This is a genomic window from Myxococcales bacterium (assembly GCA_016717005.1).
In the GTDB taxonomy this organism is placed as follows: domain Bacteria; phylum Myxococcota_A; class Polyangia; order Haliangiales; family Haliangiaceae; genus UBA2376.
Genome location: JADJUF010000008.1, coordinates 311745 through 337684 on the forward strand (window position 1 = coordinate 311745; position 25940 = coordinate 337684).

22 protein-coding genes are annotated in these 25940 nt (G+C 75.3%); 12 read left to right on the top strand and 10 right to left on the bottom strand.

The features are described from left to right. Genes IPL61_11115 through IPL61_11140 form a run of 6 tightly spaced genes read right to left on the bottom strand, consistent with a single transcriptional unit; the run spans nt 1 to nt 6354 of the window. Nucleotides 1–1260: an MFS transporter gene (locus IPL61_11115; GenBank protein ID MBK9031857.1), complete on the bottom strand. Its 1260-nt coding sequence runs from the start codon at nt 1258–1260 to the stop codon at nt 1–3. A 9-nt stretch (nt 1261–1269) separates the two neighbouring features. After that, nucleotides 1270–2598 (bottom strand): hypothetical protein, encoded by a 1329-nt coding sequence (locus tag IPL61_11120; protein ID MBK9031858.1) that lies wholly within the window; start codon nt 2596–2598, stop codon nt 1270–1272. Beyond that, complete coding sequence (gene fabZ, locus IPL61_11125; GenBank protein ID MBK9031859.1) at nt 2595–4688, bottom strand: 3-hydroxyacyl-ACP dehydratase FabZ; 2094 nt, start codon at nt 4686–4688, stop codon at nt 2595–2597. Before fabZ ends, IPL61_11120 begins: the two co-directional genes overlap by 4 nt. A gap of 48 nt (nt 4689–4736) precedes the next feature. Next, nucleotides 4737–5714, bottom strand: a complete 978-nt coding sequence (locus IPL61_11130; protein MBK9031860.1) for a GNAT family N-acetyltransferase — start codon at nt 5712–5714, stop codon at nt 4737–4739. Further along, the gene (locus IPL61_11135) at nt 5711–6100 is read right to left on the bottom strand and encodes a group II truncated hemoglobin (GenBank protein ID MBK9031861.1); all 390 of its coding nucleotides are present in this window, start codon (nt 6098–6100) and stop codon (nt 5711–5713) included. Before IPL61_11135 ends, IPL61_11130 begins: the two co-directional genes overlap by 4 nt. Continuing rightward, entirely contained in the window at nt 6097–6354 is a 258-nt protein-coding gene (locus IPL61_11140) for a DUF1244 domain-containing protein (protein MBK9031862.1), read from the bottom strand. The genes IPL61_11135 and IPL61_11140 overlap by 4 nt, the downstream gene beginning before the upstream one ends. A gap of 49 nt (nt 6355–6403) precedes the next feature. On the opposite strand from IPL61_11140, the gene IPL61_11145 reads away from it, so the two are divergent. The 3 genes from IPL61_11145 to IPL61_11155 all read left to right on the top strand — a co-directional run bounded on the left by IPL61_11145 (nt 6404) and on the right by IPL61_11155 (nt 10413). Continuing rightward, nucleotides 6404–7624: a TraB/GumN family protein gene (locus IPL61_11145; protein MBK9031863.1), complete on the top strand. Its 1221-nt coding sequence runs from the start codon at nt 6404–6406 to the stop codon at nt 7622–7624. A 339-nt stretch (nt 7625–7963) separates the two neighbouring features. Continuing rightward, nucleotides 7964–9334, top strand: coding sequence for a phosphoesterase (locus tag IPL61_11150; protein ID MBK9031864.1), 1371 nt, complete (start codon nt 7964–7966; stop codon nt 9332–9334). 854 nt (nt 9335–10188) lie between these two features. Continuing rightward, nucleotides 10189–10413, top strand: coding sequence for a hypothetical protein (locus IPL61_11155; GenBank protein MBK9031865.1), 225 nt, complete (start codon nt 10189–10191; stop codon nt 10411–10413). Nucleotides 10414–10636: 223 nt separating this feature from the next. Here IPL61_11155 and IPL61_11160 read toward each other — a convergent pair whose 3' ends face one another. Further along, nucleotides 10637–11503, bottom strand: coding sequence for a cyclic nucleotide-binding domain-containing protein (locus IPL61_11160; protein MBK9031866.1), 867 nt, complete (start codon nt 11501–11503; stop codon nt 10637–10639). A gap of 83 nt (nt 11504–11586) precedes the next feature. On the opposite strand from IPL61_11160, the gene IPL61_11165 reads away from it, so the two are divergent. Together IPL61_11165 and IPL61_11170 are read left to right on the top strand one after the other, a co-directional pair. Beyond that, entirely contained in the window at nt 11587–12480 is an 894-nt protein-coding gene (locus IPL61_11165; protein ID MBK9031867.1) for a hypothetical protein, read from the top strand. Between the two features lie 38 nt (nt 12481–12518). After that, nucleotides 12519–14354 (top strand): DUF1295 domain-containing protein, encoded by a 1836-nt coding sequence (locus IPL61_11170; protein ID MBK9031868.1) that lies wholly within the window; start codon nt 12519–12521, stop codon nt 14352–14354. Between the two features lie 287 nt (nt 14355–14641). Here the strand turns inward: IPL61_11170 and IPL61_11175 are convergent, their stop codons facing one another. Then, complete coding sequence (locus IPL61_11175) at nt 14642–15037, bottom strand: hypothetical protein (protein ID MBK9031869.1); 396 nt, start codon at nt 15035–15037, stop codon at nt 14642–14644. Between IPL61_11175 and tmk the strand changes: the two genes are divergently transcribed. Both tmk and IPL61_11185 read left to right on the top strand, forming a co-directional pair. After that, the gene (gene tmk / locus IPL61_11180) at nt 14924–15544 is read left to right on the top strand and encodes a dTMP kinase (protein MBK9031870.1); all 621 of its coding nucleotides are present in this window, start codon (nt 14924–14926) and stop codon (nt 15542–15544) included. The two genes, IPL61_11175 and tmk, sit on opposite strands and share 114 nt — an antisense overlap. Nucleotides 15545–15586: 42 nt before the next feature. Next, a complete protein-coding gene (locus tag IPL61_11185) occupies nt 15587–16081 on the top strand; it encodes a hypothetical protein (protein MBK9031871.1) in 495 nt (164 codons plus the stop codon). Between the two features lie 279 nt (nt 16082–16360). Here IPL61_11185 and IPL61_11190 read toward each other — a convergent pair whose 3' ends face one another. Both IPL61_11190 and IPL61_11195 read right to left on the bottom strand, forming a co-directional pair. Beyond that, a complete protein-coding gene (locus IPL61_11190) occupies nt 16361–17143 on the bottom strand; it encodes a glycerophosphodiester phosphodiesterase (protein ID MBK9031872.1) in 783 nt (260 codons plus the stop codon). A gap of 7 nt (nt 17144–17150) precedes the next feature. After that, nucleotides 17151–18314 carry an aspartate kinase gene (locus tag IPL61_11195; GenBank protein ID MBK9031873.1) on the bottom strand — a complete coding sequence of 388 codons (1164 nt, stop codon included), beginning with the start codon at nt 18312–18314 and terminating at the stop codon, nt 17151–17153. Nucleotides 18315–18407: 93 nt separating this feature from the next. Here IPL61_11195 and IPL61_11200 point away from each other — a divergent pair, with 93 nt between their 5' ends. Genes IPL61_11200 through IPL61_11220 form a run of 5 tightly spaced genes read left to right on the top strand, consistent with a single transcriptional unit; the run spans nt 18408 to nt 25939 of the window. After that, nucleotides 18408–20516 carry a hypothetical protein gene (locus tag IPL61_11200; GenBank protein ID MBK9031874.1) on the top strand — a complete coding sequence of 703 codons (2109 nt, stop codon included), beginning with the start codon at nt 18408–18410 and terminating at the stop codon, nt 20514–20516. After that, complete coding sequence (locus IPL61_11205; protein ID MBK9031875.1) at nt 20506–21528, top strand: methyltransferase; 1023 nt, start codon at nt 20506–20508, stop codon at nt 21526–21528. The genes IPL61_11200 and IPL61_11205 overlap by 11 nt, the downstream gene beginning before the upstream one ends. A gap of 9 nt (nt 21529–21537) precedes the next feature. Next, a complete protein-coding gene (locus IPL61_11210) occupies nt 21538–22797 on the top strand; it encodes a cytochrome c3 family protein (protein MBK9031876.1) in 1260 nt (419 codons plus the stop codon). After that, nucleotides 22794–24461, top strand: a complete 1668-nt coding sequence (locus IPL61_11215; protein MBK9031877.1) for a hypothetical protein — start codon at nt 22794–22796, stop codon at nt 24459–24461. Before IPL61_11210 ends, IPL61_11215 begins: the two co-directional genes overlap by 4 nt. Beyond that, nucleotides 24461–25939, top strand: a complete 1479-nt coding sequence (locus IPL61_11220) for a cytochrome c3 family protein (GenBank protein MBK9031878.1) — start codon at nt 24461–24463, stop codon at nt 25937–25939. The genes IPL61_11215 and IPL61_11220 overlap by 1 nt, the downstream gene beginning before the upstream one ends. Nucleotide 25940: the final 1 nt, after the last annotated feature.

Sequence of the window (25940 nt, forward strand, 5' to 3'; positions counted from 1 at the left end):
TCAGGTTATAGCAGCAGTCGCGCGCGCCTGCGCCGCGCGCTCGGTGTCGTGGGCGTAGGTCGAGAACGCGCGGGTCATGAGCACCGCCGCGACCCCGACCGCGCCGGCCGCGGTCAGCATCGCCGGCCGCCCGCCGGCGCGCTGGTAGATCTCGCCGATGACCCGCGACGACGGCGCGGTGCCGAGCAGGTGGGTCGCGAACAGCACGACCGCCTGGGCCGAGGCCGCGCGCCCGACCGGCGCGACGTCGTCGATCGAGGCCGCCATCGGGCCGTGGTACCAGGTGACGAAGAACATCGTCGTCACCGCCGCGACCGTCAGCGGCGCGCCGGCCGGCAGCAGGATCGCGGCGATCCCGCACGGGACCGTCGCCGCCATGCCCAGCGCGATCGCACCCGGCCGCCCCCAGGCCCAGCGCCGGCGCAGCCGGTCGGCGACGTGCCCGCCCGCCAGCACGCCGAGCAGGCCGGCGCCGAGCGAGCCCGCGAACAGCGAGGTCGCGGCCTCCTTGGTCATGCCCTTGTCGCGCTGCAGGAAGTCGAGCAGCCAGGCCTGCAGCCCGCCGGCGGCGAAGGCCATCACCGTCGTCGCGGTCGCGAGCCGGCGCAGCGTCGGCACCGCCAGCAAGGCGCGGGTGTCGGTCACCAGCGACCGCAGGCGCGCGCCCAGGCCCAGGCGCGCCCGCGCGACCGGCACCGCCGCGGCGGTCCGCTGGTCGGAGATGAGCATCACCACGACCGCCAGCACCAGGCCGGGCGCGGCGACGGCGATCCAGCCGTCGGGGAACCCGAGCGCGCCGCCGGCGCCGAAGCCCGCGACGCCGCCGATGAACAGCCCCAGGTTGAAGACCGCCATCGCGGTGGCCTTGTGGCGACCGGCGTAGCGCTCGCCGAGCATCGCGTTGGCGACCGGCACGACCGCGGCGGTGCCGAGGCCGACCAGCACCCGGGTCACCAGCACGCCGGCGTAGTCGTCGATCACCGCGCCGAGCAGGCCGGCGAGGCTCCACAGCACGATGCCCGCGGCCAGGACCCGGCGGCGATCGGCGCGATCGGCCAGCCAGCCGACCGGCAAGGTCGCGAGCGCGTGCGGCAGCATGAACGCCGTGCCGAGCCAGCCCAGGTCACGATCGTCGACGGCGAAGTGGGCGCGCAGATCGTCGTAGACCGCGAACGGCACGTTGCGCGACGCGTACGACAGCAGGTTGGCGAGGGCCAGGACCGCGAGCACGGTCCAGGCGGCGGTCGGTCGGCGCGCCACCCGCGTCGCCTACTCTTCTTCCGGAGGCATCGGGTCGACGTCCGGAGCGATCGCCGACGGCGCCGACAGCGACCACCGCAGCTGGTACGGCCCGGCCACGACGCCCTTGCCGCCCTTGCCCATGACCGACAGCGTGACCACCTGCCCCGGCACGACCTCGAGGCTCGAGAGCTGGATCCGGGCGCCGCTGCGCGCGCCCTGGCCCTTGGCGCCGCCGCTCGCGGTCAAGGTCACGTCGACGCCGGCGGGCGCGTCGAGCGCGACGTCGAGCGTCGCGAAGCCGAGGCTCGGCGACAGCGCGAACCGGTCGACCTCGCCCGGCCCGAGCTGCCCGCTCATCGTGCCGCTGTCCTCGGTGCCGAACCGCAGCGGGTTCGCGCGGTCGACCGCGTCGTTGGGCTCGGCCTCCTCATCGAGATCGAGCAGCCGGCTCCGGATCGTGAGCGCGTAGGTCGCGTCGGGGTTGGGCGGCGTGCCGCTGACCTTGACGTACTGGACGGTCGGCTCGCCGGGCGCGACCCGCGGCGCGATGCTGCGCAGGGTCAGGGCCGCGCCGGCCGCCCCGGTCTGGCGCACCAGCTGCCGGCCGGCGGCGTCGGTGAACTCGACGGTGAGCGCGACCTTGTCGACGGCGGTGACCGCGACGTCGAGCCCGTCGCCGTCGGCCAGCCCGTCGATGGCCAGCTTCCAGACGTCGACGTCGCCCTTCCAGCCGACGTAGCCGGTCACCGGCGTCGCCAGCGTGATCCCGTTGGCCGCGCCGAGATCGTCGTCGGGCTCGCGCTCGCCGTCGGGCGGCGGATCCTCGGCCTGGGTCGCGGTCAGCTCGTAGGCCGGGCCCGGGCCGACCCGCCCGGGGCCCGCGTCGACCTTGCCCTTGACCTTCTTGCGGTGCTCGATCTCGCGCACGACCAGGAAGTACCGACCGGCGTCGAGCGAGATGTTGGGGAAGCCCTCGGCCACGCCGGCGCCGCCGCGGTCGGCGGTGGCGATCAGCTGAAACTGCTCGTCACGCAGGTCGAGCGCGCCGTCGATCCCGGCCATCCCGGTCAGGCGCGCGGTCAGCAGCCGCGCGCCGGGGCTGGTCATCGCGTAGACGTCGACGTCGGCGGCGCCGTCGAGGGCGCCGCGCATCCCCGTCGCCGCCAGCTCGATCGCGGTGGCGGCGTCGTCGTTGGGCTCGCGCTCGGGCGTGCGCGGGGTCGCGGCCGGGCCCGCCTGGCGATCGACCAGCTGCACGGCCGGCCCGCCGCCGTCGGAGCGCACGATGTGGGTACGGTCGCCGCCGCTGCGGCAGCCCGCCGCCAGCGCCAGCGCCAACGCCAGCGCGCGGCTCACGCCACCTTGCTCCGCGGCGCGATCGCCGCCAGCATCTCGGCCGACGACACGACCGCGCCGTCGACCCGGCACTCGCCGCGCAGCTTCATGATCTTGCCCTTGCGCAGCGGCACGACCTCGATGATCAGCTGGTCGCCCGGCACGACCGGCTTGCGGAACTTGGCCGCGTCGATGCCCATGAACAGCATCACGTGGGTCGTGCGATCGAAGCCGGCCGACTGGGCGCCGAGCAGACCGCCGGCCTGGGCCATCGCCTCGATCTGCAGCACGCCCGGCATGACCGGCGCGCCGGGGAAGTGGCCGGGGAAGTACGGCTCGTTGAACGTGACGTTCTTGAGCGCGACGATCTTGTCGGGCGACAGCTCGAGCACCCGGTCGACCAGCAGGAACGGGAACCGGTGCGGCAGGATCTCGAGGATGGCTTCGACACCGAGCACGGGCGCGGGGCTCATGCGGCTCTGGTACCACGGCCCCGGCGTCGGCGGCGCGGCTTGGCCGAGCGCACGTCGAGGATCCGGCGCATGGCCGGCCCCGGCGCCAGGCCCAGCTCGCCCAGGACCTCGGCGGCGGCGCGCAGCCCGGTCTCGGCCGCGCCCTCCATGTAGCCCTGGGCGTCGACCGAGGTGTGCTCGCCGCAGAAGTGGAACGCGCCCTCGGCCTCGCCCTCGAGGCCGCTGTAGCCGCCCTGCCCGACCTTGTAGCAAGCGTAGCTGCCGAGCGCGTGCGGCGCGGTCGGCCAGTGCATGCGCACCGCCGAGCCGGCGGTGTACGCGGCCTGGCTGCCGGGGAACACCGCGTCGAGCCACGGCAGCGCCTCGGCGGCGCGGTCCTCGGCCGAGCCGTTGCCGAGCGCGACGCCGCGGGCGCCGCCGACGAAGTTGGTCAGGATGCCGTCTGCGCCGGCGTAGCCGCGCGAGGTCTCCCCAGGTCGCCTGCAGCTCGCCGACGTCGGACACGCTGCCGCCGCTGGCCAGGCCGGTGGTGCGCCACGGCCGGCTGCCGAACCGCATCATCAGCTTGGCGTTGGTGCCGTAGCCGAGCTGGCGGATGATCCCCTGCTTGCCGTCGGACAGGCCCGCGGCCGCGAGATCGAGCCGGCGCAGGAGCGTGAACGGCAGCGCGAACACGACCCGGTCGAAGGTGGCCTCGACCGTGCCGCCGGCGGTGTCGAACGTGAGCCGCGGGCGCGCGCCGTCCTCGGCCTGGACCGCGACCAGCTCGTGGCCCAGCTCGATGCGCCCGGTCAGGCGCGCGGCCAGGCCGTCGGGCACCGCCTGGTTCCCCTCGTGGATGTGGTACCGCTCGTCGGAGTCGCCGTAGATCCGGAACGGATCGGGCGCGTCGAAGTCGATCAGCCACAGCAGGTTCCAGATCGTCTGCTCGGTGACCTCGAGGCCGTACTCGCCGACGTAGGCGCGCTCGAGGATGCGGCGCATGAGCGAGCCCGATGGCAGCATGCCGTCGGTGCCCAGCCACTCGGGGATCGACAGGTTGTCGAGCCGCGCGAACTCGCTCGGGCTGTCCTCGGCCGCGGCCGCGGTAGCCATGCGCGCCGCCAGCGGCGTGAACTCGGTGACCAGCGTCGCCTCGGGCACGATCTGGCCGTCGAAGTAGAACGTGTCGCCGCGCAGGCCGGCGTCGCCGGCCGCGAGATCGTCGAGGGTCAGGCCTAGCTCGTCGCACAGGCCCTGCAGGACGGTGTGGCCGGAGTCGACCAGCTCGCCGCCGAGCTCGATGACCTTGCCGTCGGGGTACGGGCCGCGATCGGTGAACATGCGCCCGCCGGTCCGGGCCGCGGCCTCGTAGACCGTCACGTCGACGCCGGCCTCGGCCAGGCGGACCGCGCAGTGGAGCCCAGCGGTGCCGGCGCCGATCACCGCGACCCGGGCCGAGCCGTCGAGGTTGTCGCCGCACGCGGCCGCCAGCGGCACCAGCGCGGCGGCGCCCAGCGCCGACTTGAGCACCGTGCGGCGATCGGGGCCGGGCCGGCGTCGCGCCGCGAGCTCGGCCGGATCGAGGCCGGTGCGGCGAGCGAGCTCGGCGGTGCGGAGGGCGCGGCGCAGGGCGGCGAACAGCGGCGAACGGGCCATCGCGCGAGCATAGCGGAGCCGTCGGGGCGTCGTGAAGGGCGCCGGGCGTCAGCGCGCGATCGCGTAGAGCGTGGTCGTCACGACCTGCTCGGCCCAGCGGGCCTTGTAGTCCATCGCGGTGCCGAGGTCGTAGGTGTCCACGCCCTCCGCCACCAGCCCCTCGATCTGCGCCAGCTGCGCGACGTTGCCGAGGCCGTAGCTGCGGTACGCGACGTCGTGAGAGAACTGCAGGCCGCGGTACTCGCCGGCGAAGACCCCGCCGAAGATGAACGCGACGTCACGGTCGTCGACGGCCGCGATCATCAGCCGGGCGCGGTCGGTCGCCGCCAGCGGCTCGATCATGCGCTGGTAGAAGTCGCGCATCGGCCCCTGATCGACGCCGACGCCGGCCTGGCCCTTCCAGCTCCGGCTCTCGATCGCGACGATCCGCTCGAGGCAGGCCTGCGCGGTCGCCGGCGTCACCGCGACCGGCACGAACACGAGGCCGGCCTCGGCGGCCCGGCGCTGATCGGTGCGCACCGCCTTGCGGAAGTTGCGGCTGCGGCGGCCCAGGAACCCGTCGACGCCGCCGGCGAGGCTGGCGACGTAGCGCTCGGTCGACGGGCCGACCCCGAGCCGCCAGCCCGGCCGCAGCAGCGCCCGGAGCGCGAGGTGGTGGGGACCGCCGGTGGTGATCCCGGCCAGGAGCGCCAGGTCCCAGTCGCGATCGAGCGCCAGCGCCTGCATCAGGCCGTCGACCAGCGCCGCCGGATCGGGGCCGAGCAGCGGGCACGCCAGGCCCCAGGCCAGCTCGAGCGGCTCGAGGTAGCGCCCGCCGGGCCGCTGGGCCCGGGCCAGCGCGATCCAGCCGTCGCCGACGGTCCCCAGCCACGGCACCCGATCGCCCATGAGCGCGTGGTGCGCGGCCACGACCCACGGCGCCGACGAGCAGAACCGGTCGATGCCCGGCGTCACCGCGACCGCGCGGTCGAACGCGGCGGCGCGGTCGACCAGCTCGGCCAGGGTCACGGGCGCCAGGGCGGTCACGGCTGGTTGATCATGTGGTCGGCGAGCTGGGCCAGGGCCCGGTCGAGGTGCGCGCGCAGCGCGGCGTCGGCGACCTCGGCCGCGAGCGCCTCGCGCATGCACGCCATCCACTGGTCGCGCTCGACCGGGCCGATCGTGAACGGCAGGTGCCGGGCCCGCAGGCGCGGGTGCCCGAACCGCTCGACGTAGACCTGGGGGCCGCCCAGCCACCCGGTCAGGTACCAGGTCAGCTTGTCCCGGGCGGTCGCCAGGTCGGCGGCGTGGAGCGCGCGCAGCTCGTCGACGTCGGCGCGCAGATCCATGCGGTCGTAGAAGTGATCGACCAGCCGGCGCACGGCGGCCTCGCCGCCGAGCTGAGCGAACGGGGTGGCGTCGGCGTCGCTCACTTCTGGTAGGTCGCCTTCCAGGTGGCGTACGGCATGCCGTAGATGCGCTCCCGGGCCGCCTCGTCGGTCAGCTCGACGCCGCGCTCGGCGGCCTCGGCCCGGTACCACTTGGCGAGGCAGTTGCGGCAGAAGCCGGCCAGATCCATCACGTCCTTGTTCTGGACGTCGGTGCGCTGGCGGAAGTGCTCGACCAGGCGGCGGAACGCGGCCGCCTCGAGCTCGATCTGGGTGGCGGGGTCGATGGCGTCGGCCATGATGGCTAGGTAGCAGATCGCGGCGCGGTCGTCGTGCTAGAACGCGCCGGTGTCGTCCGCGGTCACCGAACTCGAAGTGCACGGCGTCCCGGTCCACCTGGTCGGGACCGCGCACGTGTCGGCCCGTTCGGTCGACGAGGTCCGTCAGGTCATCCGCGAGGTCCGGCCCGAGGTGGTCTGCGTCGAGCTGTGCCAGGGGCGCTACGACGCCCTGACCTCCGACAACGCCTTCCGCAACCTCGACGTGTTCAAGGTCATCCGGGAGGGCAAGACCCTGTACCTCCTGGCGCACCTGGCCCTGGCCAGCTACCAGCGCAAGATGGGCGAGGCGCTCGGCGTCAAGCCGGGCGCCGAGCTGCTCGCGGCCATCGAGGAGGCCAAGGCGGTCGGCGCCCGGGTCGAGCTGATCGATCGCAGCATCCACACCACGCTCAAGCGCACCTGGTCGAGCCTGGGCCTGTGGAAGCGCTCGATGCTGCTGGCGTCCCTGGTGGCCGGCAACGACGACGACGACGACGACGACGATGACAAGAAGAAGGACGCCGACAACGACGCCCCGGCCAGGAGGTCCGGGCCGACCACCGCCGAGGACATCGAGGCGCTCAAGGAGCCCAAGGCCCTGTCGGAGATGCTGTCCGAGCTGGCGCGGACCTTGCCCGAGGTCAAGCGGCCGCTGATCGACGAGCGCGATCAGTACCTCGTGGCCGGGGTCGAGGCCGCCGCCGCTGGGGCGAAGTCGGTGGTCGCGGTCGTGGGCGCGGCCCACGTGCCGGGCATGCTAGCCCACCGGGGCAAGCCGGTCGACAAGGTCGCGCTCGACGCCCTGCCCCGGCCGTCGCTGCTGTGGACGATCGTCAAGTGGGCGATCCCGGCGTTCCTGGTTTTCGGGCTGGTCTGGGGCGCGTTCCACTCCGACGAGGTCAGCGTCACCGACGTGATCATGGCGCTGGTGCTGCCCACGTCGATCGGCGCGGGGGGCTTGACCTTGCTCGGCGGCGGCAAGCCCCTGTCGGTGCTGACCGCGATCGTGGTCGCGCCGATCGCGGCGATCCATCCGCTCCTGGGCACCGCGATGGTCGTGGGCGTGGTCGAGGCGTGGCTGCGGCGGCCGACCGTGCGCGACTGCGAGCGCCTGCCCGACGACATCGCCACGCTCAAGGGCTTCTGGCGCAACCCGGTGTCGCGGATCTTGCTCGTCGCGATCCTGTCGGGCCTGGGCACCGCGATCGGCATGTGGGTCGGCGCCGCCTGGATCGCGACGCTCCTGTGACCGCACGCCGGCGTGACCGCACGCGCGTCGGGGTGACCGCGCCGACGGGACCGCGCTGACGGAATCGCGCTGACGGAATCGCGCTGACGGAATCGCGCCGACGTAATCGCGCCGACGGGGCCGCGCCGACGGGGTGACCGCGCTGACGGAATCGCGCTGACGGAATCGCGCCGACGGAATCGCGCTGACGGAATCGCGCCGACGGGACCGCGCCGACGGGACCGCGCGGGAGCCTTCGCTGCCGTGACCTCGCGGACGTGATCGCGCGCGCAGCGATTGCGCGGGCGACGCGACGCTTCCGTCACGCGCACGCCACCTGGGTCGGCTAGGCTTCGAGCCATGAAGCGTCGCGATGCCTTGAAGACCATGGGCGCCCTCGCCGGTGCCACCGCCGGCACGCGCTTGCTCGCCGCGTGCGGCGACAACGCGCTGCCGCCTGGCATCGACCACATCGTCGTCGTGATGATGGAGAACCGGTCGTACGATCACCTGCTGGGCGCGCGCGCGTTCGAGGGGCTGCCCGGCGACGGCCTGACCCGCGCGATGTCCAACCCCGACCTCGACGGCGTCGAGGTCCCGGCCTACGAGGCGACGATCGGCAACATGTGCGTGCCTGATCCGCCCCACGGCTGGGCGGCCGCGCACAACTCATTCGCCGCCGGTGCCAACACCGGCTTCGTCGCGGCGCACCAGAACTCCCACGGCGACCGCACGCTCCACCACCCGATGGAGTACCTGACCCGCGCCCACGTGCCGGTCACCTGGGCGCTGGCCGACGCCTACACCTCCTGCGACCGGACGTTCTGCTCGGTGATGGGCCCGACCTGGCCCAACCGCATGTACTGGCACTCGGGCAGCTCCAACGCGATCACCTCGAACGACCTGCCGCTCGGCGGGTTCACCTGGCCCAGCATCCACCACCGGCTCGACGACAAGGGCGTGCCCTGGCGCTACTACTACGTCACGATCCCGGTGCTGGCGATCGTCGACACGCTCGACAAGACCGGGCGGCTGTTCCTGTACGAGCAGTTCTTCCGCGACGCCGCCAAGGGCGACCTGGCGCCGGTGACCTACCTGGATCCCGGCTTCAACCTCAACGACGATCACCCGCCGATCCATCCGATCTACGGCCAGCAGTTCCTGGCGTCGATCTACCTGGCGCTGGCGTCGTCGCCGGTCTGGGACCGGACCATGCTGGTCATCACCTACGACGAGAACGGCGGCTTCTTCGACCACGTGCCGCCGCCGACCACCGTCGACGACTTCGCCGGCCAGGGCTTCGACCAGATGGGCTTCCGGGTCCCGAACCTGGTCATCGGCCCGTACATCAAGCAGGGCGTCTCGAGCACGGTCCGCGATCACTGCTCGACCCTGGCCCACATCGAGCGCCGCTTCGACCTCGTGCCGCTCAACCAGCGGACCCGGGCCGCCAACGACTTCAGCGACGTGATCGACACCGATCGCATCGCGGCCGGCGCCGCGAGCGCGCCGATCAAGCTGCCGGCGCTGGAGATCGACGAGTCGCAGCTCGGCGCCGACTGCGCGATGATCGGCACCCTCCTCGACGATCACCCGATGCACCAGCTCGCCGACCGCTACCCCGATCGGTTCGCGGCCTACGACAACCGCAAGAACTTCCGCGATCAGCTCTACCTGATCGGCGACTTCCTCGAGCAGCACAACGCCGGGCGCATCCGCCGCGGCCGCTGACCGCGCAGCGGTGATCGTCGCGCAGCGGCACGCGCGAGGCGGCGCACGTGATCGCTCGGGGCTGCGGCGATGCCCCCTCGGGCGCCCCGCGGGCCAGCGGCGACGGCAGCGGGGACGCCTGGGACGCTGAGCGAGCGCAGCACCCGGCGCGCACGTCCGCCCGTGAGCCCGACGACGGCGTCGGGGCGGACGCCGGCGCAGGCGGCGCGAGGCGGCCACGTACGGCTCAGCCGCGCGCGAGGCGGTCCACGTGTGGCTCAGCCGCGCGCGAGGCCGCCGACGGCGTCGGGGCGGACATCGGCCCCGCCCGCGCCTGGCTGCACGCAGTCGGCTGGCGCCGCGGCGGTGGCTCATCGACGTCGACGACGTCCCCGGGCCGGCCCCGTGATCGGCCCCGCCCGCACCTGGCTGCGCGCGGTCGGCTGGCGTCGCGGCGGTGGCTCATCGACATCGACGACGTCCCCGGCCCCCCGCACCTGCCTGCACGCGGTCGGCTGGCGCAGCGGCGGTGGCTCATCGACGTCGACGACGTCCCCGGGCCCCGTCCTCAAGGCAGCCCCGTGATCGGCATCCGCACCTGGCTGCTCGCGGACGACTGGTGCCGCAGCCGCGGCCTCATCGACGTCGATGACGTCTCCGGCCCGGGCCCGGTGGTCCGCGCACCAGGTTCGTGCAAAGGCCGCGAACTCCAGCGGGGCCCGTCGCCGAACCCAGGGTCAGGGCTCGGACGTCTCGCGCCGGGCCGGCGATGGCTCGGGGGCACGTCCCTGCGCGGCATCTCGGCTCCGACGTGAGCAGGACCGGCAACACGAACCGGCTTGGCGACCTTGGGAGCCCGTGGCAGACTGTCCCGGATGAAGACCATCCTCGCCAGCATCGTCGCGCTCGGTTTCATGACCTCGGCCGCCCTCGCCTGCCCCGGCATGGAGGGGCACACCAAGCAGGCCGAGAAGAAGGACGACACCAAGGACACCAAGCAGGCCCAGGCGCCCAAGGCCGAGCCCAAGGCCCCGGCTCCCAAGGCGCCGACCAAGCCGTCCGAGGCGCCCAAGACCGACGGCAAGGTCTCGCAGCGCTGAGGTTCCAGGAGGAGCTTTGCGAAAGCTCCTCCACGCATGGCTGATCGCGCGGGGCCGCTTCACTGGGGCCCCGACGCATGCCGGTAGGAGCGTGGCGAACGCTCGTCGACACGGCTGATCGCCCCGGGCCAGGAGCATCGGATTCGGGGCGCGGCCTCGGCCTGGGTCGCTGGATCGCGCGGCCGCGGATCATCCACACCGCGCCGACGGCGCCGCCGCGCGCCTAGACCAGGATGTCGAGGAGCTGGACCCGCGTGAGGTAGCCCTCGAGGACCTGGGCGTACATGTCGATGAACAGGTCGAGCTCGAGGGTGACGCGCTTGCCGTCGACGCTGATGACCTTGCCGCTGGCGGGCACCTCGGTGCCGCCGAGCTCGAGCACACCGGCGAGCCAGGCGCCGTTGGCCGGCGGGGTCCGATCGGGCCAGGTCACCGAGACCTGCGTGCGCGACAGCTCGTTGACGTCGGCGGTGCCGGCGTCGAGGCGGAACTTGACCGACGCGGCGACCGGCGGCTCGACCCAGTAGTTGACCCGGCGGTTGTGCGAGATCAGATCGTCGACGGCGTCGTGGATCGGCTGCGACAGCGGGCTCTCCGGGCTCTCGAGGATGAGCGTGCGGATCTGCTTGAGCTCCTTCTGCGTGCGCACGATGTTCTGGCGCATGTCGCCGATGCGGCGCTGATCGCGGTGGACCTTGTCGGCGACCACCTCGAGCAGGTTGGCGAGGAAGCGCACCCCCAGCTCCTGGTTGTCGCCGAAGTGGCGCTGCAGCCGGGCGGCCTCGAGCCGGAACAGCTTGGCCTCGCCGGCGACCACCGCGCGGCACGAGCGCGGCAGGCCGGTCAGCGCGCCCAGCTCGCCGATCAGCGCGGGCGGGCGCAGGCGGTAGGTGTCGTCGGCCGGGCGCACCAGCGTGACCTCGCCCTCGATCAACAGGTACAGCTCGGTCGCGGCCTCGCCGGTCTCGAACACGATGCCGTCCGGGCGGGCCACGACGGGCTCGAACAGCTCGGCGACGCCGAGCAATTCGTCGTCGGTGAATCCCCGGAACAGCGGGACCAGTCGCAGATGCTCGGGCCGCGGCGCCATGCGCGCACTGTAACAAGCTGAGCGGCGGCGGGGGGCCAGGGCGACATTTTCCGGCAACCATCGACCCGCGGTACTGTCTACCGGTGATGCAGGCCCGCCTGGTCGTGATCGCGTCGCTGGGGCTCGCGACCGCGTGTGGGGGCCGGCGCGCCGAGCCGGCCCGCGGCGCGCTCGACGCCGGGATGACCGCCAGCGCCGACGCGGCGCTCGCCGCCGACGCGTTCGTGCCCCGCCACACCGTCCACCCCGACGTCGCCGCCGCGATGCAGGTGGTGCTGGCGGATCGGCCGCGGGTGCTGGGGATCGGCGAGATCCACGAGCGCACCGATCGCGCGGCCGCCGCGACCCCGGCGCTGGCTCGGTTCGCCAGCGAGCTCTTGCCGGCGATCGCGCGCCAGACCTCGGATCTGGTGATCGAGACCTGGACCCTGGCGCCCGGCTGCAAGACCGGCGTCGACAACTCGCGCCGGATCGAGCAGTCGATGCGGCGCCCGGCCGCGACCACTGGCCAGATCTCGTCGCTGTTCGGGATCACCAAGGCCAACTCGATCACCGCCCACGTCATGCGCCTCACCTGCGACGACCTCGCGGCGGCGGTCACCCCCGACGGCGTCGATCCCGAGCGCCTGCTGGGGCTGGTGACCCGGGAGCTCGGGCGCGTCGCCGCCAGCGCGGTGCGCTACCGCGACGAGCACCAGGAGACCCGGCCGATGGTCGTGGTCTACGGCGGCGCCCTGCACAACGACCTGTATCCGCCGCGCTCGACCCGCGAGTGGAGCTACGCGCTCGCCGTCGACACCCAGACCGGCGGCCGCTACGTCGAGCTCGACCTGTACCGGCCCGAGCAGGTCGAGGACGTCGACCTGTACATGGGCGAGCCGTGGTACCCGCTGGTGGCCAAGACCGGCCCCGATCGGGTCGTGCTGATCGAGCGGGCGCCGCACGCGTACCTGCTGCTCTTGCCGCGCGAGCCGTAACCGCGGCGGCGTGGCGCGCGTCGGAGTACGGTCGAGCCGTGACCACCGCGATCGCACACCATCTGCTGGGGTTCTGGGCCATCGCCGCCGCCCTGCAGCTCGGGCTGTGGGCGTGGGCGCGCCGCGTCGACAACTGGGCCTGGGTCGACGTCGGGTGGTCGGCGTCGTTCGCGCTCGGCCTCGGTGCGTGGCTGGCGCTGTTCGACGGGCCGCGGCCGTGGCCGCTGGCCGCGCTGGCGATCGCGTGGAGCCTGCGGCTGGCGCTCCACCTCGCCACCGACCGGCTGATCGGCCGGCCTGAGGAGGGCCGCTACGTCGAGCTGCGTCGACGCTGGGGCCGCGGCGGCGCCGGCGCCGGGCCGTTCTTCGTGTTCTTCCAGGCCCAGGCGCTCCTGGCCGCGGTGCTGGCGGTGGCGCTGGTGGTGCCGTTCGTGGCGGCGCCGGCCGACGGCCTCCGCGGCGCGCTGCGCTGGGTCGGGCTCGGCCTCGGCGTGGCCGCGCTCGCGATCGAGATCGTGGCCGACGCGCAGCTCGCGCGCTGGAAGCGCGACCCGGCCCACCGCGGCCAGGTGTGCGACGTCGGGCTGTGGCGGTACTCGCGCCACCCGAACTACTTCGGCGAGTGGCTGCTGTGGGTCGCGTACGCGCTACGCGCTGGCGCACCCGTGGGGCGCGATCGCGCTGGTGGGCCCAGCGATCATCTTCGCGTCGATCTGGAAGGTGACCGGCATCCCGGCGACCGAGGCCCAGGCGCTGCGCTCGCGCGGCGACGCCTACCGCCGCTACCAGGAGGTGACCAGCGCGTTCGTGCCCCTGCCCCGCCGCCGCCCGAGGCCGGCGTGAGCCAGGTCGCCGCCGCCGTGACCGCCGCGATCGATCGCGGCTGGGTGCCGACGCCGCTGGTGCGCGCGTGCATCCGCGCGGTGTGCGCGGCCCGGCTGCGCGACGAGCGACGCGGCGGCCCGGCGGCGACCGCGGCCCGCCAGGCGGCGCTGCGCGCGACCCTGGCCACCGCGCCGATCGCGATCGCCACCGACGCCGCCAACGCCCAGCACTACGAGGTGCCGGCGGCGTTCTACGGCCACGTGCTGGGCCCGCACCGCAAGTACTCGAGCGGGTACTGGCCCGCCGACGCGCGGACCCTGGCCGACGCCGAGGCCGCGATGCTGGCGCTGACCGCGGCCCGGGCCGACCTCGCCGACGGCCAGGACATCCTCGACCTCGGCTGCGGCTGGGGCGCGCTGGCGCTGTGGGCCGCGGCCCGGTTCCCCAGCGCGCGCGTGGTCGGGCTGTCGAACTCGCACGGCCAGCGCGGCTACATCGAGGCCGCGGCCCGGGCCCGCGGGCTCACCAACCTGCGGATCGTCACCGGCGACATCAACACCGTCGCCGCGCCCGGCCAGTTCGACCGCGTGGTCTCGGTCGAGATGTTCGAGCACGTCCGCAACCACGGCGCGCTCCTGGCCCGGGTCGCCGGCTGGATGCGCCCCGACGCGCGGCTGTTCGTGCACGTGTTCGCGCACCGCGCGCTCACCTATCTCTACGAGGACGAGGGCGCCACCGACTGGATGGCGCGCGAGTTCTTCACCGGCGGGATCATGCCCGCCGTGGATCTGCTGCCGCGCGTGGCCGGGGCGCTGCGTCTCGACGACGCCTGGCGCCTCGACGGCACCCACTACGCCCGGACCGCCGAGGCCTGGCTGGCCAACCTCGACGGCGCCCGTGCCGCGGTCGTGCCGATCCTCGGCGGCGGCGCCGAGGGCGACCGGCGCTACCAGCGCTGGCGGGTGTTCTTCCTCGCCTGCGCCGAGCTGTTCGGCTACGCCGGCGGCAGCGAGTGGCTGGTCGCCCACTACCGCTTCGCGCCGCGGTGACCGCCGGACGATCGCGCTCGGGCCGCGCCCCTGCGATGGTCCCGGGGTCAGCCTGATCGACCTCGACGCGCCGCGCCCGCTCGCCGCCCTCGCGTCCGACGGTCCGATCGCCTTGTCACCCAGCGGGTCGCGTCGCTGAGCTGGCGCTCACGCGGCGGTGATCACAACCGCGACTGCCGCGCGGGTGTCCTCGCTCGTGAAGGAGTAGACCATGCGCGCCGGTGCCACGTGTCGATGCAGACGCGCCGCGGCCCGACGTCGACGGCGGTGCCGCCGATCAGTGGCGCTCACCGGCCGGTCGCGAACGTGAAGCCACCGCGTACCGGGGTCGGGTTGGGCATCGGCAGCTCCGTGGTGTTGCCGTCGCCGAGCTGCCCGTAGCCGTTCCAGCCCCAGCAGTACATGACGCCCGCGGTGGTCACGCCGCACGTCGAGGCCTCGCCGGCGACGATCTGCGCGAAGGTGTGACCGCCGGTGACCGCCGCCGGCGCGGGCGCGTCGACCGCTCCGCGCCGCGGTGACCGCCGGACGATTGCGCTCGGGCCGCGCCCCTGCGATGGTCCCGGGCGATGAGCAAGCTCGTCGTGCTCGAAGGCCTCGATGGCGCCGGCACCACCACCCAGGCGCGGCTGCTGGCGCAGGCGCTGACCGAGCGCGGCCGCGCCGTCCACGTCACCCGGCAGCCCTCGGACGGGCCGATCGGCACGCTGCTGCGGGCGATGCTGACCGGCGGCCACGCGATCGAGGGCGAGGAGATCGATCAGCGGACGTTCGGCCTCTTGTTCGCGGCCGACCGCATGGATCACGTCCAGCGCGAGGTCGCCCCGGCGCTCGCGGCCGGCACGATCGTGATCTCCGACCGCTGGTACCACTCGTCCTTGGCGTACCAGGGCACCGGCGCGGCCCGGGCCTGGATCGCCGCGTGCAACCAGCACGCGCGCTCGCCCGACCTGACCGTGTTCCTCCGGGTCCGGGCCGAGGTCGCCGCGGCCCGCCGAGCCGCAGCCGGGCGCACCGAGGAGCTGTTCGAGAAGCTCGAGATGCAGCGCCAGGTCGCGGAGGGCTACGACGAGGTCATGGCCAAGCTGACGTTCGGCCGCGAGCGCATCGAGATCATCGACGGCGAGGCGCCGCTCGAGCACGTGACCGCCGAGATCGTCTCGGCCGTGCTCAAGCTGCTCGCGCGCTAACCCGAAACTTGCGCGCGGGCCCGGGCCGCGGCAGCGTCAGGCATGCGCTGGGCCGGCTTCGTCGTCGTCTTCGCCGCCGCGGTGGCGTGCGGCCCCAAGGTCAACCCGCAGTCGCCGTTCGACGAGGACGACCCGCGCGCGGGCGCGCCGCCGATCGACGCCGGCGCGTCCATCGACGGCGCCGAGGTCGCCGTGCCCGCCCCCGGGCTGCGCGCGACCACGGTCACCCAGGCGGCGCTGATCGCGGTGCTCGACGCCGGGCCCGGGGAGCTGCTCAAGGGCCTCGAGGTCTCGGCCGAGCGCCCGGGCGGGGTCTTCGCCGGCTGGCGCCTGGTGCGGCTCTTGCCGAAGGGCTCGATGTTCGCGACGCTGGATCTGGCGCCGGGCGATCTGCTGACCGGCGTCAACGGCCACACGCTCGAGAGCCCGCCGGATCTGGCGACCTTGTGGGGCGAGCTCCGGACCGCGACCGCGATCGAGGCCTCGATCACCCGCGGCGCCGAGGCGTTCACGGTCCGCGCCGACGTGACGCCGTGATCGGGACGGCGTGATCGGTCCGCGCCGACGTGACGGCGTGATCGGGACGGCGTGATCGGGACGGCGTGATCGCGACCGGCGTTCACGGTCCGCGCCGACGTGACGCCGTGATCGGGACGGCTTGATCGTGACGCCGTGATCGGGACGGCCGACGTGACGGCGTGATCGGGACGGCGTGATCGGGACGGCGTGATCGGGACGGCGTGATCGCGACGGCGTGATCGGGACCGGCGTGATCGCGACGGCGTGATCGCGACCGGCGACCCCGAGGCCCTCCGGTCAGCGCCCGGCCAGCGCCGCCCGGGCCGCCCGCGGATCGTTGCTGAACACCCCGTCGAGGCCGGCCGCCGCCAGGGCCCGCAGCCGCGCCGGATCGTCGACGGTCCAGGCGTGGACCGCGAACCCGCGCGCGCGCCAGCCGGCGACCGCGGACGGCGTGCACAGGTCGTGCTGCACGTGCAGCGACGACGCGCCGAGCAGCGCGCCGATCGCGCGCCACGGCGCCGGCACGTCGAGCTCGAACAGGAACCCGAGCGAGATCTGCGGCGCCGCCAGGTGGAACTGCCACAGCGCCACCGGATCGAACGACGACACCACGAGCCGGTCGCGGCGGCCGACGTCGGCGAGGATCGCCGCCACCGCCGCCGGCAGCGGGCCCGGCCGCCCGGGGTGCACGACCTTCAGCTCGACGTTGACCAGCAGGTCGCCGGCGGCCTCGAGCGCCTGCTCGAGCCGGGGCACCCGGCCGCCGCCGGTCAGCTCGACCGCGGCCAGCGCCGACCACGGCAGCGCGTCGATCCGCTCGGGCCGGCCGGCGAGCCGGCGCAGATCGTCGTCGTGGAACACCACGATCTCGCCGGTCGCGCACGGCATGACGTCGAGCTCGATGCCATCGGCGCCGTGGGCGGCGGCCAGCGCGAACGCCGGCAGCGTGTTCTCGGTGGCGTGGGCGCTGACCCCGCGGTGGGCCCAGACGATCGGGCGATCGCGCCGCCACAGGTGGCCGCCGCGCCGGGCGCGGCCCAGGGCCGGGATCAGCCGGGCCAGGCTCGGCGCGATCACGGGTCGCTCACGACTCGACGAACGCCTTGTGCAGCGCCCGGGTGAGATCGTCGACGTGGGGCCGGTCGCACCACAGCGTGATCCGCAGCGGCGACACGCTGACGGCGTTGAGCGGCACGCCGGCGGCGATCGCGGTCTGCCGCGCGCGCACGATGATGCTGGGGTTGCCGCCGATGCCGTGGCCGACGATCGTCACCGCGCCCTCCTCGCCCAGCTCCATGTCGGGGCCGAGCACGTTCTCGAGCCGGCCCTGGACCGCGGCCCAGTCGGGCACGTCGGCGATCGTGAACCAGGCCCGCAGCTCCTTGCCCTCGAGATCGAGGTGGGTCAGCGGGATCGACGCGGCCTCGAGGATCTGCAGCGCGTTCTCGACCGCGGCCCCGCCCGAGGCCCGCAGCCGCACCAGCGCCGTCTGCCCGGTGACCGCGGCCACCTGGCGCTCGCGGGTCGGGCTCCAGTCGATGCGGGTGCCGCCGCCGTCCTTGCTGGTGGCGCGGGCGTAGAGCGCGATCCCGCTGGCGCGGGCGAACTCGACCGAGGCGTCGTGCAGCACCTTGGCGCCCTGGGCCGCCAGCTCGAGCATCTCGTCGTGGCTGATCGCCTCGAGCAGCTCGGCCGCGCCGACGACGCGCGGATCGGCGGAGTAGACGCCGTCGACGTCGGAGCAGATCTCGCAGTAGTCGGCGCGCAGCGCCGCGGCCAGCGCCACCGCGGTGGTGTCGGAGCCGCCGCGGCCGAGCGTCGTGACCTCGCGCTTGTACGAGACGCCCTGGAAGCCGGCCACGATCACGACCTTGCCGCGATCGAGCTCGTCCTCGATCCGGAACGGCCGGACCTCGAGGATGCGCGCGCCCGAGTGGCGATCGTTGGTCATGATGCCGGCCTGCGAGCCGGTGAACGAGATGCACTCGAGGCCGAGCTCGGTCACGGCCATCGCCAGGAGCGCCATCGACTCGCGCTCGCCGCAGGTCAGGAGCATGTCGAGCTCGCGCCGCGACGGCGATTGGCTCACCTGCCGGGCCTTGTCGATCAGCGCGTTGGTGGTCTTGCCCATCGCCGACACCACGACGACGACCTTCTTGCCGGCGGCCTTGGTCCGCGCGATGCGGGCGGCGACCAGCCGGATCTTGTCGACGTCGGCGACCGACGAGCCGCCGTACTTCTGCACCACGATTCCGGTCTGCTGGGTCACGCTGGGTTCCTCCGCGCGGCAATGTAGCAGCGTTGTCGGGGTGCGGCGCAGCGTCGGTGCTACCTTGTCGAGGTGCGCGCGCTCGTCGTGTTGTTCGCCCTCGCCGTGATCGGCTGCCACCCGGCGGCGCCGGCCCGCCCGCGCGCGCCCCTGGCCGACGCGCCCTACGAGCTGGCCGACGACCTCGACTTCGCCGAGCGCGCCGACGCGCTGTGGGCGCTGCCGCCGGGCGACGCGCGCGCGGCGCTGCGCCGCGACCTGGCCGAGGTGCTGGGCGCCCGGCTCGATCGGGCGCTGGCCGCGCGCCGCCTCGACCGCGCCGGGTCGCTGACCACCGCGCTGGCCGGGCTGTGGCAGACCGAGCCCGCGGCGCTCACCGAGCTGGCCGAGGCCCCGGGCTGGGCGGCCCGGCTCGATCGCGCGCGCAGCGGGTTCGCGCGCGGCGGCGCCGATCGCGAGGCGGCGCTGGTGCTGGTCCTGCGGCTCGGCAGCGGCCTGGGCCCGGCCGAGCGCGATCGCGCCGAGCTCGACCAGATCATCGCGTTCGCCGACGACCTCGGCGTCGCCCGGCTCGGCGCGCTCGGCCTCGGCACCGGCGCGATCGGGGTGCTGACGCCGATCGTCGAGCGCGGCCTCGCGCCCGACCTCGTCGCCCGCTACGTCGAGCTGGTGCTGGGCCGCGCCAACCAGGTCGACCAGGCGATCGGCGGCGGCGCGGCGACCCCGGCCGCGGCGCCGGCGGTCCGCGCGGCGATGGGCGCCAGCCGCGACCTGGCGATCGCGCTGGCGACGGCGCACCAGATCGAGCGCCTGGCGCCGGCGCTGGTCGGGCTGCAGGGGCTCGGCCGCGAGCGACGGCTCGATCAGCTGGCCCGCGCGGCGGCCGCGCCCGAGGCCGACGCCCGCGCCTGGGCCGCGCTGGCCGGCGCGATCCGCGCCAGCGACGGCGGCGACGACGACGCCAAGCTGCGGGCGGCGCTGACGGTGTGCCTCGACGGCCTCGTCCGGTTCCCGGACGACGCCACGCTGACCGCCGCGGCGGCGGTGTACGCGATGGAGGCCGAGCGCGTGGCCCAGCCGATCGCGCTGCTCGAGCGCGCGCGCCGCGCCGATCCCGACGACGTCGAGCTGGCCGATCGCCTGCTGCAGCTGTACCGCGAGCGCCTGGGCCGCCTGATCTACGGCGGCCGCGGCCACGCCGCCGCGGCGTGCCTGGCCGAGCTGCGCCAGCTGTACCGCGAGCTGGCCCGCCGCCACCGCGCGCACACGTGGTCGGTGAGCTGGGCCCAGGTGCTGGCCACCTACGGCCGCGGGCTGATCAGCCAGGGCGAGCTGGCCGCGGGCCAGCGGGCCCTGACCAGCTCGGTGCGCGCGCAGCCCACGCTCGAGGCCCTCGAGATGCTCGGCACCGTCGCGCTCAAGACCGGGGTCGCCAGCGCGGCCCGCGGCTACTACGAGCAGGCGGTCGCGCTGCCGGGCGATCGGCCGGCCGAGCAGTACGCCCGCGCCAAGCTGCTGCGCCTGGCCGGCGACGCCGCGGCCGCCGCCGGCGACGCCGACGCCGCGCGCGGGCACTACGCCGAGGCGCTGTCGCTGTGGGCCGATCTGGGCCAGCGGCTCGAGCTGCCGCCCAACCTCGCCGGCGAGCGGCTGGTCGAGAGCGGCAAGCTGTTCTGGGCGCTGGACAAGCCCGACGACGGCGCCGAGCTGATGACCAGCGCCAGCGCGGTCGATCCCGACGGCGCCGACACGCACATCCAGGCGGTCGCGTTCCTGCTGCTGCACGGTCAGTACGACCGCGCGCGCGACACCTTCTACCAGGCGCTGGCCAGCGAGCGGATCGGCGACTACTACAAGGTCTACATCGCGCTGTGGATCCTGGCCGAGGGCCGGCGGCTCGGCCGCGCCGACGACGACCAGGCCCAGGCCTACCTGGCCGGCCGCGACGGCCCGCTCTGGTACGACGAGATCGCGCGGCTCGCCACCGGCCGGCGCAGCGTCGGCGACCTGACCGCGCGCGCCGCGACCCGCGCGCGCCAGACCGAGCTGGCGTACTACGCCGCCGTGCTCGATCCGGCCAGGCCCGACGCCAGCGCGCTGCTCGAGGACGTGGTCGCGTCGGAGCTGGTGCTGTTCTTCGAGTACGACATGGCGCGCCACCGGCTGGGCCGTGGGCCCTGACGTCGCGGGTCGCGCCGCGCGCGCGGCCGACCTGGCGCACCTGGGCGCGCGCCTGCGCGCGGCCCTGACGCCGCGCGCGGTCACGACCTGCCTCGGCGTCAGCGCGATCACCGGCGTGCCGCTCGCCCGGGCGGCGATGCCGACGCCGTGCCCGCCCGCGGCGGCGCCGATCTGGCTGTGGTGCGCGGGCTGCCCGGCGCCGGCCGCGGCGCTGGCGCGGGCGCTGGGCGACACCGCCGTGGCGACCGCGATCGCGGCCGACCTGGCCGCGCGCGACGGAGATCAGCTGCGCCCGCGGGTGCGCCTGGCGCCGGTCGGCGCGGGCCTGGTGGTGTGCGACCTGGCCGACCGCGCCGACGACGACGCGGTGCCGTGGCCCGACGACTCGACGCTGCACCTGGCGAGCTGTCTGCCGCGGATCCTGCCGGGGCCGTGGCTCGACGTCGGCGCCGGCCCGGCCGCGCTGGCCCTGGCGGCCGGGCCGAGCCGCGCGCGCGTGCGCGCCACCGACGTCAACGTCGCCGCCCTGGCCCTCGCGACCCGGGGGCTGGCGCTGGCCGGCCGCGACGACGTCGAGGTCGCCGAGGCCGAGCTGGTCACCGGCGCCGACGCCGGCTGGCGGCTGATCACGATGAACGCGCCGATCCCCGTCGCGGCGGGCCTGGCGGCGGCCGGGTCGCGCTGGCACCACAGCGTCGATGATCTGGTGCCGCGGCTGTGGCGCACCGCCGCCGCGCTGCTCGACGGCGACGGCGAGCTCCTGGTCCACGGCGTCGATGACGACGACGACGCCTGGGCGCCGCCGCCGGCCGCCGGTGGCACGGTCACGATCGCGCGCTACGGCCCGGTCGCCCGCCGCGGGTTCGCCGTGACGCGCTGGCGTCCGCACGGCCCGGCCCTGCGTCGGCGCGGCCGGGTCGCGCTCGGGCCCGGCCGGCCGTACGTGCTCCGCGCCGACCTCGATGCGATCGAGGGCGGCGGCGATCCGCACGCGGACCGCGACCTGCGGTAGCGTCGGGCCATGGGCACCTGGCGCGCGCTCGCGGCGATCGCCGTCGCCATCGCGACGCTGGCGTGCACGCGTACGGCGCCGCCGCCGCTGCCGGCGCCGACCGCCGAGCCCGATCGCTTCCCGCACCCGGCCCACGCCACGCTGACCTGCACGCCGTGCCACGATCAGGCGGCCGCGGTCGCGGGCGCCGTGCGGGTGCCGGGCTCCGACGACCACGCCGCCTGCGACGCCGCCGCGTGCCACGGCCCGGCCTTCATGGCGCCGCCGGACGCGCTGTGCCGGGTCTGCCACGTCGCGGTCGACCCGACCCGCACCGGGGCCTCGCCGCTGCGCCCGTACCCGGCGGTCGACGGCCTGCGGTCGCTGCCGTCGCGGTTCTCGCACGCGGTCCACCTCGACAACGCCACGATCGAGGACGCGGTCGGCTTCAACGTCGCGTGCACCGACTGTCACGAGGTCGACGCCGACGGCCGCCCGGCCACCGCCGGGCACCGCGCGTGCGCGCGCTGCCACGCCGACGAGGTCGGCCTGGTCGACGCGCCGGCGATGTCGACCTGCGCCGCCTGCCACCTCACCGGCGTCGCCGCGCGCACGCCCCGGCGCATGATCGTGCGCGACGTGCGCTTCGATCACGGCCGCCACCGCGCCGACGCGCGCGGCGCGGTGATCTCCTGCTCGACCTGCCACCGCGACAGCCGCACCGCCGACCGCGACGGCCGGCTCCCCAAGCCGGTGCTGGCGGCGTGCGTGGCCTGCCACGACGACCCGGCCCGGGTGCCGATCACCAAGCGCATGCGGGTGTGCGAGACCTGCCACGCGTCGATCGCGCTGACCTTCGGCGCGCTCGCGCCGCGATCCCACCTGCCCGACACCGAGCGGCCCGTCGACCACACGCTCGCGTTCCGGCGCGATCACGCGGCCGAGGCCGCCGATGGGCGGCGCTGCGCCGGCTGTCACACGATGATGTCGGGCGCGCGCGAGGCCTCGTGCGACGAGTGCCACCAGGTCATGCGCCCCAGCGATCACAACCTGACCTGGCGCGAGCTCGATCACGGCGCGCCGGCGATCGCCGATCGCGACCGCTGCGCCACCTGCCACGTCGCCGACGCGTGCAGCGCGTGCCACCAGCAGCGCCCGCGCTCGCACGGCCCCTTCGGCACCTTCGGCAGCGGCGACCACGGCGATCTGGCCCGGCAGAACCCGGCCACGTGCATCACCTGCCACGACATCGCCGCCGACTGCCAGCCCTGCCACAGCGGTGCTCGGTGAGCCGACCGTGGCTGACCGTGGCGGGCGTGGCGCTCGCGATCGCCCCGGCCGCGGCCGAGCGTCCGCCCCGGCTGCCGCCGACCTTGCCGGTCGCGCGCATGCCGACCACGCTGACGATGCGGCTCGCGCCGACCCCACCGCCGCCTGCGCCGGCGCCGCCACGTCCGCGCCGCCGCCGGGCCGCGCCGGCCCGCCGTGAGCCGGCGCCGCCGCGGGTCACCGCGCAGCTCGCGATCGGCATGGCGGTCGACGGCGCCGCGCTCCGCACCGCGGGCGACGCGCCCACCCCCGGCGTCACCGTCGGCGGCGCGCCCTTCACCGAGGGCGTCGACTACCGCGCCGCCCGCGCCTACGGTTTCGGCGAGGCGTTCCTGGGCAGCCGCGGCCTGGTCGTGCCCGGCATCTCCGCCTACCTCGCGTCGCGGTTCCGGCTGGCCCCGACGATCGCGTCGACGCCGCCGATCGTCGACGCCTGGGACAAGATCGATCCGCTGCAGGTGCGCGCGGCCTGGACCGAGGCCGACGGGGTGATCGACTCCGGCGCGCTGCGGACGCTGCGCATCCGCGGCGGCCGCCAGTACGTCTACGGGCCCGCGGTCGCGCACCTCGACGGCCTGGCGGCGACGTGGTCGACGTCGTGGCTGCGCACCAGCGTGTACCTGGGCAGCCGCGTGCCCGACTGGGACAGCGGCGAGCTCGCGACGGCGCCGCGGCAGCTCATCACCGGCGGCGAGGTCGCGGTGACGCTGCGGCAGGGGCCGCGGCCGCTGGCGGTGCGCGTCCGCGCGCTGCGCTACGCCGACGCCAGCCACAGCGACGTCACGGTCGACTGGACCCCGCGCCCGGACGTGGCGCTCGCGCTGACGTCGCGCCTCGCCGGCCGCGAGGTCGCGCGCCACCACGCCAGCATGCGCGTCCGGGTCTCGGCCGAGACCCGGCTGGTGTTCGACGCGGATCTGCGCCGCCGCGCCGACTGGGTCTGGGACTACGACCTGCGCGACGACGACCCCGGCCGGCCGCGCCGCTACCTCGACCTGGGGCCGCGCCTGCCGCGCACGACCGTGCGCGGGCGCGCCGGCACGGTGCTGCTCGACAACATCGACGCGCTGGTCTTCGGCGGGCTCGCCTTCGACGGCCGCGGGGTCGACCCGACGCCGAGCTTCACCAGCGCCGGGTGGGTCGAGGGCGGCGGCGCGCTCGAGATCCGGATGCGGCGCACGGTGGCGCTGACCTTGACCGGCCTGGCCCGGGTGTACAGCCGGGTCGACGCGGCCCCGGCCGCGGTCGTGACCGACGAGGAGGACCAGATCCAGGCGCTGGCGTGGCCGACCCGGAACGTCGGCGAGCGCAACTTGATCGAGGGTGGCGCGCAGGTCCGGTTCACCGGCGGCGCGCGCAAGTTCTCGGTCAGCGGCGAGCTCTACGCCCGCCGCACGCGCTACGCGCAGCTGTACGTCGACGACGCGGACGTGTCCCCGGCCCCCGAGATGACCGATCCCCTCGACGACACCACCGTCCATGGCGGCGGGCGGTTCGTGTTCGAGGCCTGGATCTCGCCGCGCATGCGCGTGCGCAGCGAGTACGAGCTGTCGAGCCGGTTCGCCAGCGCCCCCGAGATCGCCGGGCTCAAGGCGCTGCGCATCGTCGCCGAGGGCCGCTACTGATGCGGGCCTGGCCGTGCGTGCTCGCGCTCGGCGCGCTGCTCGCGCTGGCGCGCCCGGCGCGCGCCGATCAGCCGATCGGGTTCGATCACCCGATCCACGAGGGCAAGGTCGTGGTCCAGGGCGGCGCCGAGGTCGGCTGCGCCAGCTGCCACCCCATCACCGCGCGCGGCGCGCTGATCGGGCGCCCGGACCACCGGGCCTGCTTCGGCGCGTGCCACGGCCCGGCGCCGACCCGGGCCGCGCCCGACCTCGAGGCGCGCGCGCGCGTGTGCCAGACGTGCCACGCCCCGACGGCCCTCGCGGCGCGCCGCCCGACCGTCGCCTACCCGCCGTACGCGCTCGACGCCGACTTCGGGATCACCTTCGGCCATCGCCACCACGCCGCCGCGGACTGCACGACCTGCCACGCCGTCCCCGGCGGCCCGGCGCGGGCGACCGCGGTCCACGGCCGGTGCGCGACCTGCCACACCGCGACCGCGGCGCCGCGCATGCCCGACTGCGGCGGCTGCCACGCCGCCGGGTTCGGCGCCAACGTGCGCCCCAAGCTGGTCGCGCGCGAGCTCGCGGTCGGCGCCGCGTTCGATCACGGGCGCCACCGCCGCCGGGCGCCGATCGCCGCCGCGCTGGCGTGCGCGACCTGCCACCAGGCGATCGCCGCGACCGACGACCTCGAGCTGCCGGCCCCGACGGTCGCCACCTGTTCGGGCGCCGGCTGCCACGACGGCCAGGCCGCGTTCGCCACCACCACCGCGTGCACGCGCTGCCACACCCGCGCGCCGACCGACCCGTTCGCCGTGGCCCGGCCGCTGGCCCGTTTCGGGCACGCCGGCCACGACGCGCGCACGCCGCTGGCGGCCTGCACCGCGTGCCACCGGCTCGACGGCGATCGCCAGGTGCGCACCGCCGGCCACGACGCGTGCGCCGGATGCCACGCCGCCGACTTCGGCGCGCGCGCGCCGACGATCTGCGGCGCCTGCCACGGCGCCACCGAGCCGTGGCGGCACCTGGTCGCCGATCGCGCGCCGCCGCCGCGGTCGGAGTTCGGCGTCGAGTTCGATCACCGCCGCCACGCGGCGCAGCCGTGCGCGCGCTGCCACGTCCACGACACCGCCGCCGCCGAGCTCCGGCCACCGCGCGGCCACGACGCGTGCACCGGGGCTGGGTGCCACGCCGGCGCGGGCGGCCCGGCGCCGGCGCTGGCCGCCTGCGCCGCGTGCCACGGCCTCGGTCGCGCCGACGCCCGCGACCTCGCGCGGACGAGCGCGCCGTGGTCGGTGCGGGCCCGGTTCCGCCACGCACCGCACCGGACCGACGGTGACGCCGCGCTGGCGTGCACCGCGTGCCACGGCGACGTCGCGACCGCCGCGTCGATCGCGGCGATCGGCGGCCCGCCCAAGGCCGCGTGCGCCGACTGCCACGACGGCGCGCGCGCGTTCCGCATGACCGGCCACGGCTGCGCGCGGTGTCATGGCCAGTGAC